Raw genomic sequence first — 18,762 nt, 5'->3', positions numbered from 1 at the left:
GAATGAAAGGGCGGGCTCAGCCGCGACTGTCCACAACCATGCCGATCTTCGCGGTGACCGCGTCGGCGTCCATGCTTTCCCTGATCACCGTGCCGTACATGACAACCGCAGGACCGCCGCCTCCATTGGGCCCGGGGCTCCCGTTCACGCCCGTCCCGCCGCCGCCGGTCGGCGACGCGATACGGGGCGGGGGAACGAACGGCACCTGCTGAGGTGCCGACACCTTGCTGTAGTTGGTCGACAGTGACGCGCCGCCAGACATGTAGCCGCTCGCGCCAAAATCCCCGGCAACCGAGTTGCTGGAGTTCAGCGACGACGACCTGCCAGGCGCGGGCGGGATCACCGAGCCTTGCGACCCCTTGCCCGAGCCCTTAGAGCCGCCTGGCGCGGGCACATTGGTTGAACCCTGTGAGCCTTTACCGGAGCCGGACGAGGCTTTGCTGAGCGCGTCGGCGACCCGCAGGGCTGCCTCTTTCACAAGATCAGTGGCCTTCACGATCTTGTCGGAGCCGACCGTGACAGCATCGGCCATGCCCGTCACTGACCCGCTGACGGTCTTCGAGCCCGCTGTGACCGACTCGCCGATGGTCTTCGATCCGGTCACCCAGGACTGGGCCACCTGCGATCCGAGAGTGCCCACGCTGGCCACGGACTGCGTCAGCGTGCCCGAGCTGCCGAGCGTGGCGTCCAGCTCGCGCGTCGCGCCGTCCAAGCTGGTCGTGATGCTCGCGTTCGTCGCCTGTAGCCCGGCGACCAGCGTGGTCGTCTTCTTCTCGGCGTCTGCCGAGTACAACTCCAGGCCGAAGTCGCTCGCGACCTGACCCAGAATCTTGATCGCCCGCTGCCGGTAGGAGGTGTCGTACGGGATGTAGGCTTCCCGGCCAGCCTCGGCATACACGGTGCCCACCCGGTCGCCCGGCACGTACGTGGGCTGGCTACGGATCGCCGGCGGCGGAGGTGACGTCGACGAGGAGCCTTTCAGTCCGCCCGCCGCCATCAGGTCCACGCCGGACCGGGTCTGGATGCCGCCCGCCGCCTTCACCTTGGTGGCCAGCGCGATCGCCAGCGACTTGTTGCTGTACCTCTTGATGAACGAGCCGAACTCTTCCTCAGCCTTGGACACGTCCATCGTCAGGCCGATGCGAATTTCCTTCGACTTCAGCTCAGCCAGGACCTTCTTGAGCCCCTCGGCGCTGGACATGGCCTTGATGGCGTCATCGCGGGAGATGCCGTACGCCTTGGCCAGCAGCAGCACCTGCTCCTTAGCCTCGGAGTTCTTGCCCGCCAGGGACGCGAGGTGCGGCAGCTGCTCCAGCACGGCCCGCGTGGACTCGGTGGTGCGGCCAGTCAGGGCGAACGCGCCATCGGCCGCCGTCTTGACGCTGTCCACGTAGGCGGCGAACTTCTCGCGCGCCTGGATGACCGCGTCGCGCTGCTTGTCGGTCATCTGCGCGTTGACCTGTAGCTTGCCGTTGGCGGCCTCGATCGCCTTCTCGGCCTCGTTATAGGCGGTCTTCATCGCCTGCATCGCCTGGAGAGCGTCTGTCCGACTGGTGAAGACGTCGAGCGACTTGTTGAAGCCATCCACCGCGAGCTTGCCCTTGTCCACCCCGGCCGCGGCCTCCGCTGAGGCGTTCCCTGCGACCCTGACCGCTTGACTGTAGGTAGGCAGCAGCTCGCGGAGCTTGTCGATCGGGATACCCGCTTCGCTGGCCTGCTTGGCCAACGCGTCGAAAGACTTGCGGGCTCCCTCACCGTTGCCCGAGGACACCATCCCGGCCAACGTGGTGTCGAGATCGGCGAACTTCTGCTCCAGCTGATCAACGGTCGAGTCGATGCCCGGAAGCAGCGCCGCGACCTCCGACAGCGGGTGCAACCAATACATCTCGCCGAACGACGGATCCTGCAGCTCACGGAGCCCTTCGCCGAACCGCCAAGCCGCGTCGCCGGCGCCATCGAGGGCGTGCAACCACTGGGTTTGCAGGTCACCGGACCACTTGCCCGTCTGACCCAGCTCGGTCAGTGCCAGCGTGAGCTTGTCAATGCCCGCCGACTGGCCGCCCAGTTGTGCCATCACGCTGCCGGTCGCCTCAAGCCCGATCACCGCGGCAGACACGCCGATCGCCGCCTTGCCGAGCGCGGCCACCTTGCCGGACGTCTTTCCGGCCGCCGCGCCCGCCACGTCGATGCCGCCCGCGAGGTTCTCCCAGCTCTTGATGGCGCCCATGCCGAGTGTGGCCAGCTTGATCGCCCCGATGGCCAGGGCTATAGCCTGGATGTGGCCAGGGTCCATGCCCTTGACCAGGTCGGCGAGCAGGCCGAGCCCGGAAAACGCGGTAGGGGCAAGCGGACCGACCGCCTTGGCCACGTTGCCGAGAGCAGACGCGATGTCCTTGACCAACTGCCAGACCTGGGGAGCGTTCGCCTTCACGTCGGCGATGAACTCGTGGAACGCCGGGTTGTCCTTCAAGGTCGTGCCCCAGTCGGCGAACGCCTTGGACGCGTTCTCGATCGGGTTGATCACGTTCGATGTGAATGGCAAGAAGGCATTGATCACGCCGGCAATGCCGGTGACGACGTTGCCGAAGGAGTGGCCGAGCCCGATGATCGCACCAGGCATGGCCGTGTTGACGTTGTAGAGAAAGGTCTGCCAGAACGGGCCGGTCAACGCCGTCTCGGCGTCCTTGCCCAGCGTCAGGAAGGAGCTGCTGGCGGTTCTTGCCAGAGGCGAGGCTTCCTTCAGCCCAAGCCGCATCAGGTCGAGACCCTGGTTGATCACGGCAAACGTGTCCGGCTCAAGGCTGCGCTGCCAGGCGACGTACTCGTCCTTGAAGCTCCTGATGTTCTTGGCGAGCTCCTTCTCCTGCGCGTTCAGTTCGCCGAAGGCGTCCTTCAACTTGGCCGCTCCGCCGCCGCCGCTCGACATGGCGGCCTGCTGCTGCAGGTGAGCTGCCTTCAGAGCGTCGCTGGCCTGCTGCACCTTCGCCTCGGCCTGCCGCAGGTTGTCGAGGCCGCGCTGATACTCCTGCGTCCCCTTGACGCCCTCGCGGTTGGCAGCTGCGGTGTCCTTCTTGGCGCGCTGAGTCTTAACCTCCTGCTCGCGCGCCCTCTGGTGGGCCATGTCGACGTTGAGCATCGCTCGCTCAATCTCAAGCTCGGAGGCATCGCCCTTGGACTGAAGTTCCGCCAGCCGGGCCTCGGCCTCGCGCACGGCCAGTGCCGCGTCCTTTTGGCTGAGAACCGACCGCTCCAACGAGAAGTTCATGTCCTCCAAGGCCCTGCGGCCGTCTTCAACAGCGCGCGTCAGGTCCTCTTGCGCCTGCTTCCGCTCCTGCTGGGCGTCCTTGAGTCGCTTCTCGGCCTGCTCCAGTTGCATCGCCTGCTGAGCCGCCTGAGCCGCGCTCTGGCCAGCGCCGCCGGTCGCTGCGCCCGCGCCCTTGGCTGCAGCCTCCTGCGCGGTGAGCGCCTGGTTGATGCGGCCCAGCACAGGGACCGTCGCCGCGCCGAAAGCGGCTGCGCCGATTCCAGCCGCGGCGAACGCGCCGCCCAGCGCCATCACACCAACCGCGATGGTCGTCACCGCAGGCAGTGCGGCCAGGGCCGCGCCCACCAGGGCGATGCTCGACAGGGCGCCAGACACGTCCGCGTCCACGTTGACCCGCGCGTCGCGGCCATCAACCCGGCTGATCTCGCGGTCGATCACCGCCAGGTCCGCGAGCGCCTGCGTGACGCTGGCACGAACCTCGAACGCCACGTCGTTGTCGTCGATGGATGCGAGCTCGCGCTGTAGCGCCTGCAGCTCGGCATACGCCTCGGCGGAGTCGATGTCGACGCCCACGGTCTTGCTGGACAGGCTCTCCAGGCGGGACCGTAGCTCCGCAAGCTTCACTTCGGCTGCGGAGCTGTTGACGTCGATGTCGATGGGCGGCAGCCGCTTGGCAGCGTCTTCGAGCTGCTTGCGGAACCCCTTCGCGAAGCCGGCGCTCTCGGAGAACTTACGGTCCAGGTCGCGCAGGGTGCTCTTGGCGCTGTTGCCGCCGGCCGTGAAACCGAGGGTGTCGAGCTTGAGGCGAGTGGTGACCGTGCGGTCGGTCATGGCAGATCACCCCCGCCCTGGACCCAAAGTCGCGTGAATGCTGGATTGATCAAGGGAAGGCGTGTCACGGTTCAAGCCGGGGCCTCATATGGCGCGTCCTACGCGCACACCACCCACACCACGGGAGCACTGCATGACCCAGTACGGGCCGCAGGAGTATGGACAGCAGTTACCGCCGCACCACGGGCACCCGTACGGGCCGCCGCAGCCCCACCGGGCGCCGGCCAGGAGCCGAGGGCTCGCCATCACCGCACTAGTGATCAGCATCTTGGCGATCGTCGTAGGGCTCACTCCGCTGCTGACCGTGGGCATCCCCATCGGGCTCATCGGCGCGATCCTCGCGACGATCGCCCTGATCGCTAAGACGCAAGGCGGAAAGAAGTTCGCGGGTGCCGCCCTCGGCCTCGGGCTGGCCGCGATGGGGTTGAGCCTCCTCATGTACGGGCTCGCCATCAACCAGCCGAAGCAGCACAAGACACAGCAGGAGATCACCGACTGCATGAGCAAGCCGGGCCTGTCCGCTGACGAGATTTGGGCCTGCACCAACTAGGTCAGCTTGCGTACCCGGAACACCATGTCGGACGGATCCTCCTGTGCCCGCTTCTTCCCGGTCAGCGCCGCGCAGGCGTGGCACTTCAGCGGCTCGTCGGCCACATACTTGCCTTCGTTCTCAGCAAGAGTCGTCTCCTCCAGAGGGAGTTCGCAGCCAGGGCAATTACCGGCCCGCGCTTGCAGGTCGGCCAACGCCCAATCTCGATCCTCTTCGAGCCACTCCGGCTCGCGAACTGTGATCGCCCGTACCAGTCGGCCCTCGTTGTCGCGCTCGAACGTCGTGATCGTCTTGGGTTCACGCCCGAGGAACTTCGAGCGGGAGATGCCGTAGGTACGGGCGATCCTCAGCTCCTGCTGGTGGCTTGGAGAATCGCGGAGGCGCTGTAGGAGAAAGGGACCTCTCCGCTACCGCCGTTCAACTCCAGGATGGCGTTCCAGAGGGTCGCCCACTGGCCCTGTGTCAGCCGGTCGACGACCTTGCCCGCTTGCTCTTGCGACAGGCTCGGCTTCACCGAGCACTCGGCTAGAGCCGCCACAGGGAACTTGTCCCTATTGAAGTCGGCCGGAGCGTCCTGCTTACGCGGGGGGTGCTCCTTGATCAGGTCGGACCACGCCTTGCGCGGCAGGGCCCGGAGCCAGAAGACGCGGACGTGCTCCTGCATCTCCGCCTGGAGCGCCTCGATCTCCTGCGCGATCTTCCGCGCGGAACTGTCGGAGCTGGCCAGCGTGTCGGAGTCCGGGCCGCGCCGGGCGGCCTCCAGGTCGGCTTCGAGCTGCTCGAACTTGGCCTGGAGGTCCCCACGCATGCAGATCGGCACTTCCTTCTCGGGCAGCTTGAGCCCGTCCAGGAAGTCGTCGATGTCCTCGACGTAGCGCTGTGCTGCCACTACGCCACCACCGCGTCGATGTCCGAGTCGCTGTGGTTGAACAGCTTCGAGGAGAACTTCTGGACCTCGTTGAGCGCGGTCTGCTGCTTCTTGCGGATCCCGTTCTGGATGGGGTGGATCTCCGCCTCGTCGCCCGTCACCCACGGCAGCTCGTTGTCCTTGGTGCGGCGCACCGCGAGGAACCCGTCCTGGCCGGGCACCAGCGTGTTGTAGGCGACGTCCTCGCCGGAGGCCAGCTTCCGCTTGCACATCAGCTCGATCCCGAACTTGGCGGTGCCGGCCCGCTCGGTCTCGGACTTGCTGGCCAGGCTGGTGTTGTCCACCGGGCTCTGGTCGGGCTCGATGCCCAGGCCGTCCTTGAGGATGTACTGCTGCAGGTCCACGCCAGCGTTGAGCTCGGACGCGGGCGGGTTGGAGATGTTGGACAGGGTGAGCAGGTACGTCACCTTGATCATGCCGTCGCCGAGGAGGTCTTCACCGGCCATGTCTCTACTCCTTGCTCTCGGTGGTGGCCGGGCGCTTGGCGGCGCTCTTGTCCGGCTTGCTGGGGGTGTCGTCGACGGGGTCGGCGGCGGGCTGGTCGAGCCGCTCGAAGGTGCCGGCGAAGTAGGGGAAGGCGCTCTCGCCCACTTTGGTCTCCTGGCCGGTCTCGATGTTGCGGACCGGGATCATGCGCGCGCCCATCAGCCCACCGCCGCCCATGTCAGCGTCGAGCCCGGCGTGGCAGACCAGGCCAGGGAGACGAGGTTGGAGTCGGCCGGGTCGCGGAAGGTGGGAAGCAGGTCCAGGAAGTAGAAGCCGACCGGGATCGTCCACACCTTCGGCGGGTTGGCGACGCCGTACTCGTTGTTGCCGACCGGGTCGACAGTGAGTGTGACCGGCGCGGCCGTCGCATTGTTGACGATCATCCGGGTGGGCTTGGTGACGCCGGACACCTTGTCGGCGGCGGCAGCGTTGTACATGGTCAGGACACCGCCTGCGACGGTGGCGACCTGCGGTGCTCGGGTGGCCATGGGGCTCCTTTCGAGGCATGGCAAAGAGCCCGGCCACCTGCGGTGTCGGGCTGGGAAACGAACTGGATCTACGAAGTGCGGTCGCTGCGCGCCAGGTATTGGGCGGTGGCGAACCACAGGGGGCTGGATTCGTCCTCGCGGCGGACCGGCTGTGAGCCCTCCTGCCGGATCGGGCGGACACGGCGGCCCGTCACCGCCGGGATGGTGGTCAGCAGCACCGTGTTGGCCATGCCAGCGGTCAGCATCGCCTGCGAGTAGGTGGCGCCCACGCTGGTGGCCTGGAAACGGAAGTCAGTCGACACGTCGTCCGCCAGAGACCTGTCGGCCGGCGTCTCTGTCCCGATGTCGGGGTAGATCACCACGTACGGCGTCGGGGTGCCGGACGGTACGCCGCCCAGGTGCACGGTGGCGGCCGAGGGCAGGGCGTTGTCGAGCATCTGCCGGATCGCCTCGGCTAGCGGGTGGGCGTCCTGCGGCTGGGTCACAGCGACCCTGCCAGCTTCTCGACCGCGGCCTGGAAGTCGGGTTCGACCGCGGTCGTGGCCCGCGCCCCGTCCAGGTGCGGCGGCTGCGTCGGGCCGCCGTACTCGAAACCGGCGCCCATCGAGCCCTGCTTGCGGGCGCGGTCGGGGCCGACCTCCCATTCGGCGGCGTTCGGGTTGTAGATCTGCTCGGAGGTGATGGAGCGGGTGTACGGCTTACCGTGGGCGCCAGCGGTGTCGCGGGCGTTGGCCCGCCACTTGCGTTCCAGCTTCTGCGCGTACTCCTTCACCAGCGGGTAGGCGCCCTCGGCGACCCGCCGGACGGCGCCGTCGATCTCCTCGGCGGCCGGGAGTAGATCGGAGAAGTCGAGATCGGCGTCAGCCACGCGTCAGCCCTCCTGCCGGTCTTCGATAAGGATGCGGCGGGCTGTTGAGGTGCCCGCGTGCGAGATGGCGATCACTTCGAGGTGCCGCCCGAGAAGCCACGCGTCGTCGGAGGTGAGCGTGGTGAACCGATCGACGCGCTGGACGGCCGGTGGAGCGTCCCACGGCAGGTGGACGCTGTACTGGTGCAGGGTGACTTCCTGCTCTCCCCACTCGGCCTCGCGGCTTGAGCGGGGCTTGACCCGGCATACGCCCTCGTACACCGTCTCCCACACCTCGATAATCTCCAGCGTGAGCGGGTCGGTCGTCTCCCCGGTCTTGCGCTCGATCAGGCACGTGTCGCGCATGAGTTGCAGTGCGGCCGTGCGGCCCGCCGCCAGGGTGGCCTCGACGCTCACGCGGCATCCTCAGGACACGGCGGGTAGGACGGCACGATTGTGAAGGCGCAGCGACGTGGCGGCTTGAGCATGCCCCGTTCGTCGTCCGTCAGGTACACCTCGCCCACCGAGACGGCGTTGTCCCGGGTGTAGGAGTAGTCGTCGATCGTCTCCGAGCGTTTGCCCTCCGGGTTGCGGATCGCCCTGGCGACCATCGCGCACACCACGCCCACCACCGTGTCCGGCGGCGGGTCGGCCATGTTCGGCACCTGGACGCGGATGACGGCGCTCGCGTCGTCGAGCAGCACGCCGGCCCGGGACAGTTCGGCCGTGGTCAGCGTGCGCTCGAACCGGCTGCCGAACTGCTCGATCGTCGCGAACGCTGCCACGGTCTACTCCTTCGAGGTGGCGCGCTTGGCGCGCGTTCGGGAGGGGGTAGAGCCGGGGACCTCGGCCCCCTCCGCGTCTTCGACCCGACGCCAGCCGGGGCCCTCGATGACGAGGGCGGCCAGGCGGGCGTCCTCGTCGGAGCCGTCCACGGTGAACGCTCGGGCGACCGTGGCCCCGTCGACTACCTGCTCGTACAGGGCCATCGGTCACACCGCCAGACCGCGGTAGGCCGCGTGCGCCTTCTCCACGCCGTACTCCAGGCCGATCTCGCCGTACAGCATGACCTCGTCGGCCGCGCTGGTCTTCGCGAGCGGCTCCTCGAAGAAGACGCCCTTGCCGGGAACCGACAGGAGGACGGGGCGGAGCATCTCCATGCTGACGACCATGAGGGCGTCGCGGGGGACGTGCCTGTCGAGCATGATATTGAACCGGCCGAAGTCGGTGATGACGGTGTCGACGGCGACGCCGCCCATGGTGCGGCTAGCGTCCACATAGACGATCTTCACGCCCGCTTCGGCGTAGGCGCGGGTGATGGCCCGCTTCTGGACGCTGTTGACGAGGATCGTGGCCGTCGCCGACTCCGACAGGCCGCCGTTGTCGAACGCCATCTGGATCAGGTCGTCGATGTGCGTGGTCGTCAGTACCGTGGTCCACGGCTTGATGTAGTCCACGTTCGAGGTCGACGTGCCGAGGGTGATCGCGGTGCCACCCAGTGAACTGGCCACCTTGAACGTGTTCGTGGCCTTCGACACGACGTAGTAGGTGCGGCCGGCCACGACGTTGGTCATGTCGCCCGTGCTTGTGAACACGATCTTGTCGTCATTGGCGAGCGCCGTCGCCGTCTCCGTGATCGTGTCCGTCGCGCTGGACAGACCGGTCACCGTGCTGGTCTGCTTGTTGACCTTGTTGGTGGTGATGGCCTGCAGCAGACCGCGAGTCCGGCGGGCGGTCGCGTTCGTCGACGGGTTGTTGTACGTGCCGTTGATGAAGCTGTAGTTGACGTCCAGGGCGATGCTCTTGATCGCCTGCTCGACCTGCCAGTCCAGCTCCGACATCACCGGGTTGTCGCCGTTGACGTCGTTGAACGGAGCCGCCTGCGGGGTGGCGAACTGCCCGACCGCCGCCTGCTTGGTGTAGGTGACGCCGACCGTCTCCTGGTGGATCTGGCAGACGTTGCGGATGTTGCCGCGGACGCGCTCTTCCTTCGTCGGGGCGGTCGCGCCCTCGACACGGGTCCGCTGCGAAGGATCCCTCAGGTCGTAGCTCTGCCACTCGAACTCGGTCGAGGTGGTCTGGCCGCCGCCGGTGAGGCCGCCGATCGCCGACAGGAGCGGGGTGTCCTCCGGCGTCAGGCTGAAAAGCTGGCCGTGGTAGTTGGGAAGCCCGAACGTGGTTCCGATGCCGGTAACAGAGCCCGCCATGATTTATCTCCTAATGATCACTTCTGGGTGAGTGCGGCCTGCTGCCGCTTGAGTGCAATGGCCTGCCGGTGGTTCCCGGCCTTCTCCGCTTCACGGATCCGGGCGGCCAAGTCCGGAGTGCCGCCGGGCTTGGCGCCCTGCGACGGGTCCGGCTTCGGCCCCTTGCGGTCCGGCTCCTTGGCCAGGTGCGGCTTGCGCTTGAGCAGGTCCGCGAGATCCGTCTTGATCTGCTGGTTGTCGATCTCGCCGTCTTCACCGACGTAGGCCGACAGGTCGAGGAAGACCGCGGCGTCGTCGGGATCCTTGAACCCGCTGGCGGCTTCCGCCTTGACCTCGGCCCGTACGGTCCGGTCGATCAGCCCTTGGGCGCGCTTCTCGGCGGCGTCCGCGCGGCTGGTCGCCTTCTCCGTCTCCGACTGGTCGGCTTCGCGGATCTTCGCGAGTTCGGCTTCCAGCGACCTGGCGCGCTTGGCGTCCTTCTCGTACGCCTTGCGGTCGGCCCGTTCCTTCTCCAGCGCCGAGCGCAGGCCCGCGAGATCATCCTCACCCTTGGGTGTCTCACCCTGGGCAGGCGTCTCGGGAACGGTCTCGGTTGTGGGTTCGTCGTCAGCCATCAGGCTGTCCTCTCAGTGCGTTCGCCCGGCATCACGCCGTGGCGGACCAGACCTGCGGGCATCTCGCCCGCAGGGGCGTTCAACGGAGCAGGTAGCCGTTGCGGCGCAGCTGCTCTACGGCCGCGGCCCGGTCACCGCCCGCGTCGCGGATGATCTGCTCAGCCGTGAGCCGCGGCTGGCGTCCACCACGGCGGCCGGTCCCAGTTCGGGTGAACTCACGCCCGCCGGCGACGAACACGCCTCGACGGGCGTTCACGACACGGCCGATGTCGCTACCGGCTCGAATCGCCTCGGCCGCGTCCTTACCGAACGCGGCGTCCTGCTGATCGCGCGACAGGCCGGCGAACACCTGATCGGGCGTCTCGCCCGGCAAGCGGCCGGTCCCGTCATGCACGACGGGAAGGTGGTAGCAGTCACATCGGTCGTGCCGGTCGAAGCCCTCCAGCGAGCCGTAGGACTTGCCCGCCAGCAGAATGCACCGGCCGCACGACGGCAACCGCAGGTGCCGGACGTAGGTGGTGAAGCGGCGGTTGGCCACCATCCCCACGCTGACCGCGCCGCGGCTCGCATCCGGAATCTCCGTCGCCACGATGCGGGTCAGCGAGGCCAGCCCGGACCGCAGGGCGTCTTGGTCGTCGGCGCCGCGCGCGAGCAGCCCCGCCACACGTAGCGCGGGCTGCATGAGCAGGCTTGCCAGCGCCCGGCCGTCAGCGGCCACGCCGGCGAACGCCTCGGCAGCCACCACGCCCGACAGCGCGGCGGCAGAGCCCTGCTCCGCCGCCACCGCCGCCAGGTATGGCATCGCCAACCGTGCGGCGGACAGCTGGCCCGTGGTCAGGAGTTGCACCATGTCCGCGAGCAAGGCCATCCACTGCTCGATCACCGTCTGCGCGGCGAGGTCGCTCCACATGGTCTGTGCCTGCTCGGCCGTGGCCCGGACGATCTGCTGCTGCGCCACGTAGTGGGCGTCAGCGACCTGCTGCAACGACATCCGGCGCCCCTACGGCTGGCTGCTGCTCGACGGGCTGGCCGTCGACCGGCTGGCCATCCACGGCAGGCTTGGGCCCGGTGAGTCCGGCCATGTCGCCTGCCATCGCCCGGTTGAAGGCGTCCTGCGCGGACTGCTTCCGCGCTCGCATCCGCGCCTGCTGGGTCGAGGTGTAGCCGAGGTCCTCCCACGCCTGCTCGTCGTCGATGATCCCGGCGGCCTTCTTCTTTGTCACCGCGTCGGCCTTGGCCGCCTCGGTTGGCGTCGAGGCGTCACGCCAGATCGCCTCAAGCGAGCGCGACTCGGGATTCCATGCGCCGTCCCGGATCCGCTCGGCAAGCCGCATGACGCGCTCCCACGAGCCGCCCCACGAACGTTGCTTGCGCTCGGCGCGCTTGACCAGCCGCGCCTCGCTGCTGCGGATCGCATCAGCCGACGCCGGGTTCTCCGTGGCATAGCCGAGGTAGTGAGGCGGCAGGCCGGTAAGCGAGGCCACCAGCCGCGCGAGGGAGTTCAACGTGTTGTGGAAGTTCGCCAGATCCGACTCTGGGAACTGGCCGGCCTGGATCTCGCCCGGCCCCTTCTCATTCGCCCAGACGCGGCCCATGATCTGCTGCCACGCGGTCAGGGGATCGCCGTTCGGCCCGACGAAGTCTTCCTCCGTGGCGCCGAACACCCAGCGCCGGGGGATGGCGTGGAACTCGGCCGCGACCATCATGTCCGTGGCCACCTTGCATGCCGCGTCGCTGAGCGGGATGACCTTCGTCAGCTCCGACGTGCCGAGCGGCATCATCAGCCGGGGCTTGTTCACCAGCGGCACCACCGGGACCTGGCCCAGGCCGTGGTCGTCGCGGTCGGTCTCCTGCCAGCCCTCGTCGAACTGGTAGTGGATCGTCTCGTCCGGCAGGTACAGGGTGGCGTACTGCTCGCGGATCCGTCCGTCCAGCGCCGACTCGCCGTCGTACCACCAGCGCAGCGCGGCGCGCACCTGGCGGTTCGCCGGGTCGATGTCGGCGTGCATCTGCAACGGAGACTCCACCGTGATCAGCGGCATGTCGGCGTCGTCGGCGTTCGTGCCGACCGTGACGAACGAGCGCTTCATCACCAGCGCGTCAACGTGCGCCTGCTGCGACTGCTCGTCCAGGTCGTTGGCCTGCCACATCTCCCACAGGCTGGCGTCGGCCTCGGAGTCGGAGTCGCGGCGGAACCCTTCCAGGTCGATCCGCTCCTCGACCGCCTCGACGACGAGTTCGGGCCAGTTAATGACGACCTGCCGGATCCGGTCACCGAGCTCCAGCAGCAGCTCGGGATGCATGTACGCGAGCGGCTGGCACCCGTCGAAGTACGCGTTCAGCGCCCTCAGCGTGGGCAGCTCGCTCTCGTGGCGGCGCTTGAGCCTGGTCAGCCATTCCAGCGGGGACAGGTCGAGGGCCATCGTCCACCCCCTTGGAGTGCGTCAGTGGTCAGCCCCGCACGACCATGCGCGAGCTCTTCTTCTTCTCCCGGCGGACGTAGCCGTCCAAGCCGGTCACGCAGGCGGCCATGCCGTCGATGCGGGCCTGAGACTTCGCCCGCTCTGGCTTCACCAGCCTGTAGTTGTCGTTGCCGTCATCACGGACCTCGACGACTTTCGCCATCCACCGCGCCACCGGGTTACCGCCGTGGCGTAGCCGAGACGCCTCGACCTGCTCACCCGAGCGGCCGAGCAGGCGCTGCAGCTCCTTGATGGACGGCGACTGGCCGAGGAACGTCTGCGCTATCGGAACTACCTGGACGCCGCGCAGGTGAGTGTCCAGCTCTTGGACCATCTGGCCGGCGAACATCCGGTCGTAGCCGATTCGGACCACGTCCAGAAGCTTGCAGTCGGCCTCGACCTGCTCCTGTACGGCGGCGTAGTCGATGACGTCGCCCTCGGTCGCAGTGATCCAGCCTTCGCCGATCCACCGTGACAAGGGCACCTGGAGTTGCCGTTCCAGGTCCTCGACTCGATCGCCGGGAACCCAGAAGCGCCAATGGAAGTCCAGCTCGATGCCGGGCTGCTTCGACTCGATGCCGAGCCACCACGAGGTCAGGTCGGAGACCGCGGACAGGTCCAGGCCACCCCACGCGCGCCGGCCCTTGAGTGCGGCCAGGTCCACAATGCCTGCCGCGGCGTCCCACGTGCGTAGGTCGATCAGGCTCGACTGCGCTCTCATCCGGCGATTCAGGTGAAGGCGGCAGAAGGTTGCGAAGTACGAGGGTGTCGTCTTGGCCTTGTTCGCTTCCTTGCGGATGTACGAGACAGTGGGCGAGGTGCCGAGACCGGGGTTGGCCTTGCGCCACGTCTGCTCGTCGAACGGGTCGTCGGTGTCCTCGGCCGCCCAGATCACGCCGTAGTGGCTGGGGTCCTCGACGATCCGCTCGGCGACCTTCTCGGTGTAGCCGTGCTTCTCGTTGTAGATCGAGTCCTCGGAGCCCTCGTCCGCCGTGGTGATGAAGATGATCAAAGGCTGTGTGCGGGCACCCGTACCCGTCTCGATCGCGTCGATCAGGTCGCGTCGCTTGTGGACGTGCACCTCATCGACCACCGCGCCCGACACGTTCAAGCCGTGCGCCGTCTCCGCCACCCGCGACAAGGCGCGGAAGATGCCGCCCGTCTTCGGAGCCCGGATCACCGACGCTAAAGGCTCCACTCGGGAGCGCGCCGCGCGGGAGGTCATCACCATGCGCTTGGCGTCCTCGAAGACGCGGCCCGCCTGCTCCTTCGAGCCGGCCGCCGCGTACACCTCCGGTCCCGCCTCGCCGTCAGCGAGCAGTAGCACGTTGCCGATGCCGGACGACAGGGTGGACTTTCCCGCCTTGCGAGGGACTTCGATCCACACCGCCCGGATCACCCGGACGACTTGGCCCACCTCTTCGTCGAAGAACACCCACCCGAAGACCGGCGCCAGGATCCACACGACCTGCCACGGGTCGAGGCCCTGACCGAGCTTGATCGACCTGCCAGCCCAGCGGCCCTTCGTGTGACGGAACTGCGCCAGAGCCCGCAGCGCCTTCCGCGTCCGCTCCACGTCGTAGAACGCGCCAGGCTGCTGGTCCGCCTGGAACGCCACCACGAGCGGCTTAGAGGCCAGCGCCTCGCCGATCTGGTCCGGGCTCAGCCCGAGCTCGATCAGCGCCTCGTACGGGACCGGCAGCGCGTCAGTCGAAAACGTCGGAGTCGTCATCGTCGCCACCCGGCGGCCTCAAGCCGGTACGCGCGGACGGCGACAAGCCCAGCTCGCGGATGTAGACCTTCAGCTGGGCGCGGTACTGGGAGACGATCGTGGTCGCCCCGTTCTTCTGCCAACCGCGTTCGCCTTCCACCTGAAGGCCGCGCGTGGACAGGTCACGTTCACACTGGTCGATCCGGGCGACGCACACGCAGTAGTCGGACAGGAGAGTCGCGTCCACCTCGGCCAGGCCCGCCGTGTGCTTCAGCACCGGCACCACCCGGCGCCACTCCCGGCGCGCAATCTCACGAGCTCGGCGGTTCAACGCCTGCTGCGCCTTGTCCCGGACAGTCGGGAACGTCTCCTGCCAGTCCGGCTCAGCCAGCTCAGCCGGCGGCAGGATGACGCCCATCTCGACGGGCCGCTTACCGGGGTTGCCCTCACGGACAACCGCCAGCGCAGGACGCTTACCGGGCATGGCACCTCCCGCGAGAACTCGTTGACCTGCGGGACCGCGAACAACGCTCTCCCCCGGTCCTCTGGAATCGGACATAAGGGATACTCGGGTGGGGCCTCTGACCTGCGGATACGTGATGGCCATCAGGGCGCGACCTTAGGTGCCTTGGGATGACAGCGTGCTCTCCGTGCACCCACTGTGGGTGTCGAGGGGGTTGTGATGTCAGACGGTGTATGGAAGACGATCAGGTGCCCGCATGGTGGGCATGGTGAGCGCATCAGGTATGAGGGCCGCGTGTCTGAGAGGTGGGCTGGTGAGACGAAGCTGTTCACCATGACGTGGGCTGCTGGCTCGTGGTACCACTGCCTGATCCACGATGAGTGGCTGTTCGTCGCCGATGTGGAGGACGCGGCTTAGCGCGCGTTCCATCCTCCACGCTGAGCAGGGTTGGCCTGTGTCTCCTTGCCGTGGCATGAGGCGCACAGTCCACGTCCGTGGCGTGGGTCATTGGGGTCACGGCCTTGCGCTATCAGGTCGACCCTGCTGGTGGGGTGGTGGTCTGCCACTGTGGCCCTGGCTGTACGGCACACCACGCACGTGTGGTCACGTCTGAGTACGCCTGCCCGGAAGCAGTCACGGTGCTGGCTGCTGTACCCGCGTTGTGCTGCTGTGCCTCGGGCCTGCTCTGTCTGTGCTTTGTGCTCTGGGCATGGGCCGCCGGAGGTCAGCTCTGTGCAGCCTGGGCGTGGGCAGGTGGGGCGTGGACGGCTGGGCATGCGGTCACCCCACTTGGGCCTCGCCGATCTTGCGCTTATAGAAGTGCTCCCACACTTGAGGGCTGAAATCTATAAGTTCAAGATCTCTTGGGCTTGGCCATGCGGATGGTTCCGGGCGGACGGCGCGTGCAGTTGGACCGTACGCCCGGAGTCGGGGGTACACGCTGTCGCGTGTGTCCGGGCATGCAAAGAGCTCTCCCGCTCGGGGGGTCGGGAGAGCTCTTTGACGACTGTGACCACGCTATCTAGCGGGATCATGTCACTAAGTGGTTGCGTGCGCAACTACATGGGTTTGCGTGTCCGCGTGGAGCATCAGGTCCACGACATCGCCGACGCGGAACAGCATGCGGCCGGCCTCGTTGAGGCTGACGGGCTGGAGCTTCTGTCTGGCGACCCACGTGTGCAAGAGCGCGGGCTTGATCGGCCTGATCAACGAGGTGAGGGCGCGGGCGACTTCGGGGGCGGTCAGCTCGTACTCCTCCAAGACGTGGAGCATGTGCGTGCGCCGGTCGGCGACCTCGTAGCGGAGGGGGCGGTCGTCGTCGTCTCGACACCACCGGCACGTGACCGCGGCGGCTCCCGGACGGGCGTACAAGTCGCCGTCGCAGACGCTGCATGGGCCGGCGTACATGCTGTCCGGAGCCCGGTCGATGGCGCGGCGGCCGTTGCGTATGGCGGTCAGGATGTCTTCGAGCGCCTTCACGCCGTCCTGGTTGCGGATCAGGGCGTCGGCGTGGCGGCGGAGCCAGTGCGCGGCGTGGGCGGGCTGGTGGTGGGGTGTGCGGCCGAGGTCGATGTATGTGCATGTCGGGTGTTCGCAGTCGAGACAGGCGGGGCCGTGGAGCTTCTGCACGCTGGTGGCGAGTGTGCGCGCCCACCCGTTGAGGACGGCTTGGAGGACGGCGGAGACTTCGGATGCCCGCTCGTTGTACGGCAGCGGCGTTTCGGTGCCGTGTCCACCGACGTTGCCGCCGCCGAGGCGGACCTGTCTGGTGCGGGCGAGTTCGAGGTCCTCGGCGAGGCCGGGCACTTCGGCGAGTTCGCGGATGAGCTCGGATCGGCAGGCGCCGCATACGCGTTGCGAGCCGGGCATCGGCCGGTCGCACCATGTGACCGGGCAATCAATGGCCAACGTGTCCCCCTGATCGTGCTTATACGGGTGGTGCGCCTCGCGTCCGTCAGGCTGACGGACGCGAGGTTTTGCGATCTTCAGCGCGACGCGGTCGCAATGTTCCGCCGGGCTTGTGATGAGTCCCTCGCGGAGGGTCGGGGTGACCCTCTGTTGAGCCCGTCAAGGTGACGGGCTCAAGGTTTGTGACCTGCAGACCCCTGAGGGATATGCAGGTCCGTTCATGCAGGTGTGTATTTTCGAGAAATACGATTAATCGCCCATGAGGTCAGGCGCGGGAAAACGGTCAGACGCGGCCGAGGACGTGGGCGACCGCCGTCAGCAGGCCGTCATCGAACGCCCTGGACGGGACGAGCAGGAACGAGCGCTCGGGGAACGCCCACTCCGTCGCGGTGCCGCCGTAGTCCTCCATGAAGGAGGCGGCCAGTTCCTTGCCGTCCTGGACCTGGAAGCGCGGCCCGAACTTCCGCTCATAGGCTTCCTGGCGACTGTTCATCGTCGAGAGGAATCCGGGGTACAGCATCGCGTCCAGGTAGAGGGACGGGGCGGCGTCGTAGTCTTCTCCGCCGGGCTTGTTGGTCCGGTACACCTCGGCGAGCGCTTCGGCCTCGACGACCGGGGCGCCAGCCTTGAACCAGTCGAGGGCTGCCGTGTAGCCGGCCAGGTACTCGGTGGTGTACGCCTTGTCGGTGCAGTGGAATTCGACGGTGAAGCCGCGGTGGTAGCGGCGGATCGGGGTCGGGTTCATCGGTGGCCGCCCATCTTGATCGCGGTGTTGCAGGCTGCGGCGAAGCCGAGCACATAGGTGGAGTCGAAGCCGACGGAGAAGGCTCGCTTCGGCCAGGCCGGGAAGTTGGTCCCCTGCTCGGCGTTGATCTCGGCCATCTCCTGTTCGCCGTCGATGACCTCGGGCTCGTACGGGCCGCCGCGCAGGAAGTCGATGAAGGAGCCGAAGTCGTCGGCGTTGTGGTAAGTGGTGTCCGCGCCGGTGACGCCGCCGTCGTGGAGTTCGCGCCAGATGCGAGCGACGAACGCGACCTCGTGCTTGGGCGGGTGGGTGCCGAGCCACTGGATCGCGGCGCGGAAGCCGTCCGCGTGCTCGTGCAGGCAGCTCTTGGCGAAGTCGTCGAGGTGGTAGTCAGGGTCAGGCTTGGTGGCGGTCATTTGGCGATCTCCTTGTCTCGGGGGGTGACGATCTCGCGGTCGATGCTGACGCCGATGAGGTGGCCTTCTTCCTCGAACGCTCCTTCGACGGCCTTGACGCTGATGCGGAGCTGGGTCCGATTCGCGCGGATGTCGTCCACGAGTTCGGCGAGCCTGCGCAGGGCGTGGGTGACGGTGTCGAGGTCCTTGACCAGGACCATGCGGGTGAACATGTCGCAGGTGATGCCGTTGAATACGAGGTCGAGGCCGCGGATGATGTCGTCGATGCCGGGCGAGTAGAAGCCGGCGCAGTCGGGGCAGGTCCAGTCGCCATCGACGAATGCGGCGTAGGCGGCGATCTCGTACATGTTGCCGCAGCGGTGGCACACGGCGTCGGCCTCGGAGTGGAACAGGCCCAGTTCGACGTCTGTCACTTGGCCGCCTCGTCGGCGAGCGCCTGCCGGATCCGGTCGAGGCCGGCGAAGGTCCGCATGATCGAGTGGGCTTCGGCGTAGAGGGCGTGGAACTGGGCGGCGAGGCTTACCTGGGCGGTGTCGATGTCTTCGGCTGCGACGCGATCCATGGGGATCATGGCTTCGGCGCCGTCGTCGCGGATCACGTCGACGTAGTTGTTCACCTCGATGATCCGGCCGTCGAATTCGGCGCTGGACTCGGTCAGGGTGGCATGGGCCTCTAGGACGTCGACGACGTTGAAGGGCGGCAGTTCCTCGTCGACGTCGAGCGCTGTGTCGGTACGGCTGCTCACGGAGAAGTCGGTGATCATGTGCTTGGCGTAGTGCTCGGCGAGTTCGGCGAGTTTGTTGTCGTCCATGGGACGATTCCCTTCGTTGTTGCTGGGCGT

Annotated in this window: 23 protein-coding genes; 2 read left to right on the top strand and 21 right to left on the bottom strand. The window is 67.4% G+C overall.

Annotated elements, in window-relative coordinates:
• Positions 1 to 16: 16 nt before the first annotated feature.
• Positions 17 to 4,096, bottom strand: a complete 4,080-nt coding sequence (locus AB0L53_RS54730) for a hypothetical protein (protein ID WP_364013538.1) — start codon at positions 4,094 to 4,096, stop codon at positions 17 to 19.
• 133 nt (positions 4,097 to 4,229) lie between these two features.
• On the opposite strand from AB0L53_RS54730, the gene AB0L53_RS54725 reads away from it, so the two are divergent.
• Positions 4,230 to 4,646, top strand: a complete 417-nt coding sequence (locus AB0L53_RS54725) for a hypothetical protein (RefSeq protein ID WP_364013535.1) — start codon at positions 4,230 to 4,232, stop codon at positions 4,644 to 4,646.
• A 346-nt stretch (positions 4,647 to 4,992) separates the two neighbouring features.
• Here the strand turns inward: AB0L53_RS54725 and AB0L53_RS54720 are convergent, their stop codons facing one another.
• The 15 genes from AB0L53_RS54720 to AB0L53_RS54650 form a co-directional block, all read right to left on the bottom strand.
• Positions 4,993 to 5,535, bottom strand: a complete 543-nt coding sequence (locus AB0L53_RS54720) for a hypothetical protein (protein WP_364013532.1) — start codon at positions 5,533 to 5,535, stop codon at positions 4,993 to 4,995.
• Positions 5,535 to 6,020, bottom strand: coding sequence for a hypothetical protein (locus AB0L53_RS54715; RefSeq protein WP_364013529.1), 486 nt, complete (start codon positions 6,018 to 6,020; stop codon positions 5,535 to 5,537). Before AB0L53_RS54715 ends, AB0L53_RS54720 begins: the two co-directional genes overlap by 1 nt.
• A gap of 4 nt (positions 6,021 to 6,024) precedes the next feature.
• A complete protein-coding gene (locus AB0L53_RS54710) occupies positions 6,025 to 6,219 on the bottom strand; it encodes a hypothetical protein (RefSeq protein ID WP_364013526.1) in 195 nt (64 codons plus the stop codon).
• Positions 6,219 to 6,548: a hypothetical protein gene (locus tag AB0L53_RS54705; protein ID WP_364013523.1), complete on the bottom strand. Its 330-nt coding sequence runs from the start codon at positions 6,546 to 6,548 to the stop codon at positions 6,219 to 6,221. Before AB0L53_RS54705 ends, AB0L53_RS54710 begins: the two co-directional genes overlap by 1 nt.
• Positions 6,549 to 6,616: 68 nt before the next feature.
• Positions 6,617 to 7,033, bottom strand: a complete 417-nt coding sequence (locus AB0L53_RS54700) for a hypothetical protein (protein ID WP_364013521.1) — start codon at positions 7,031 to 7,033, stop codon at positions 6,617 to 6,619.
• On the bottom strand, positions 7,030 to 7,416 hold the full coding sequence (locus AB0L53_RS54695) for a hypothetical protein (RefSeq protein ID WP_364013518.1): 387 nt from the start codon (positions 7,414 to 7,416) through the stop codon (positions 7,030 to 7,032). Before AB0L53_RS54695 ends, AB0L53_RS54700 begins: the two co-directional genes overlap by 4 nt.
• 3 nt (positions 7,417 to 7,419) lie before the next feature.
• Positions 7,420 to 7,812 carry a DUF6093 family protein gene (locus AB0L53_RS54690; protein WP_364013515.1) on the bottom strand — a complete coding sequence of 131 codons (393 nt, stop codon included), beginning with the start codon at positions 7,810 to 7,812 and terminating at the stop codon, positions 7,420 to 7,422.
• A complete protein-coding gene (locus AB0L53_RS54685; protein WP_364013512.1) occupies positions 7,809 to 8,180 on the bottom strand; it encodes a Gp19/Gp15/Gp42 family protein in 372 nt (123 codons plus the stop codon). The genes AB0L53_RS54690 and AB0L53_RS54685 overlap by 4 nt, the downstream gene beginning before the upstream one ends.
• A gap of 3 nt (positions 8,181 to 8,183) precedes the next feature.
• A complete protein-coding gene (locus tag AB0L53_RS54680) occupies positions 8,184 to 8,384 on the bottom strand; it encodes a hypothetical protein (RefSeq protein ID WP_364013509.1) in 201 nt (66 codons plus the stop codon).
• Between the two features lie 3 nt (positions 8,385 to 8,387).
• Positions 8,388 to 9,602 carry a DUF5309 family protein gene (locus tag AB0L53_RS54675; RefSeq protein WP_364013506.1) on the bottom strand — a complete coding sequence of 405 codons (1,215 nt, stop codon included), beginning with the start codon at positions 9,600 to 9,602 and terminating at the stop codon, positions 8,388 to 8,390.
• 17 nt (positions 9,603 to 9,619) lie between these two features.
• A complete protein-coding gene (locus AB0L53_RS54670; protein WP_364013503.1) occupies positions 9,620 to 10,216 on the bottom strand; it encodes a hypothetical protein in 597 nt (198 codons plus the stop codon).
• Positions 10,217 to 10,295: 79 nt separating this feature from the next.
• Positions 10,296 to 11,207, bottom strand: coding sequence for a hypothetical protein (locus AB0L53_RS54665; RefSeq protein ID WP_364013500.1), 912 nt, complete (start codon positions 11,205 to 11,207; stop codon positions 10,296 to 10,298).
• Positions 11,185 to 12,639, bottom strand: coding sequence for a phage portal protein (locus tag AB0L53_RS54660; protein WP_364013497.1), 1,455 nt, complete (start codon positions 12,637 to 12,639; stop codon positions 11,185 to 11,187). The genes AB0L53_RS54665 and AB0L53_RS54660 overlap by 23 nt, the downstream gene beginning before the upstream one ends.
• 28 nt (positions 12,640 to 12,667) lie before the next feature.
• A complete protein-coding gene (locus AB0L53_RS54655) occupies positions 12,668 to 14,410 on the bottom strand; it encodes a terminase TerL endonuclease subunit (RefSeq protein ID WP_364013494.1) in 1,743 nt (580 codons plus the stop codon).
• Entirely contained in the window at positions 14,385 to 14,873 is a 489-nt protein-coding gene (locus AB0L53_RS54650) for a phage terminase small subunit P27 family (protein WP_364013491.1), read from the bottom strand. The genes AB0L53_RS54655 and AB0L53_RS54650 overlap by 26 nt, the downstream gene beginning before the upstream one ends.
• A 273-nt stretch (positions 14,874 to 15,146) precedes the next feature.
• On the opposite strand from AB0L53_RS54650, the gene AB0L53_RS54645 reads away from it, so the two are divergent.
• A complete protein-coding gene (locus AB0L53_RS54645; protein ID WP_364013488.1) occupies positions 15,147 to 15,269 on the top strand; it encodes a hypothetical protein in 123 nt (40 codons plus the stop codon).
• 621 nt (positions 15,270 to 15,890) lie between these two features.
• On the opposite strand, the gene AB0L53_RS54640 is transcribed toward AB0L53_RS54645, so the two are convergent.
• From AB0L53_RS54640 to AB0L53_RS54620, 5 genes are all read right to left on the bottom strand, one after another.
• Positions 15,891 to 16,721, bottom strand: coding sequence for a hypothetical protein (locus AB0L53_RS54640; protein WP_364013485.1), 831 nt, complete (start codon positions 16,719 to 16,721; stop codon positions 15,891 to 15,893).
• 322 nt (positions 16,722 to 17,043) lie between these two features.
• Positions 17,044 to 17,505, bottom strand: coding sequence for a hypothetical protein (locus AB0L53_RS54635; protein WP_364013482.1), 462 nt, complete (start codon positions 17,503 to 17,505; stop codon positions 17,044 to 17,046).
• Positions 17,502 to 17,921, bottom strand: a complete 420-nt coding sequence (locus tag AB0L53_RS54630; protein WP_364013479.1) for a hypothetical protein — start codon at positions 17,919 to 17,921, stop codon at positions 17,502 to 17,504. The genes AB0L53_RS54635 and AB0L53_RS54630 overlap by 4 nt, the downstream gene beginning before the upstream one ends.
• Positions 17,918 to 18,334, bottom strand: a complete 417-nt coding sequence (locus AB0L53_RS54625; protein ID WP_364013477.1) for a hypothetical protein — start codon at positions 18,332 to 18,334, stop codon at positions 17,918 to 17,920. Before AB0L53_RS54625 ends, AB0L53_RS54630 begins: the two co-directional genes overlap by 4 nt.
• Positions 18,331 to 18,732 carry a hypothetical protein gene (locus AB0L53_RS54620; protein ID WP_364013475.1) on the bottom strand — a complete coding sequence of 134 codons (402 nt, stop codon included), beginning with the start codon at positions 18,730 to 18,732 and terminating at the stop codon, positions 18,331 to 18,333. Before AB0L53_RS54620 ends, AB0L53_RS54625 begins: the two co-directional genes overlap by 4 nt.
• Positions 18,733 to 18,762 lie beyond the last annotated feature (30 nt).

Source organism: Nonomuraea sp. NPDC052129 (assembly GCF_040680095.1).
GTDB lineage: Bacteria > Actinomycetota > Actinomycetes > Streptosporangiales > Streptosporangiaceae > Nonomuraea.
This window is presented reverse-complemented; position numbering and strand designations above follow the sequence as displayed.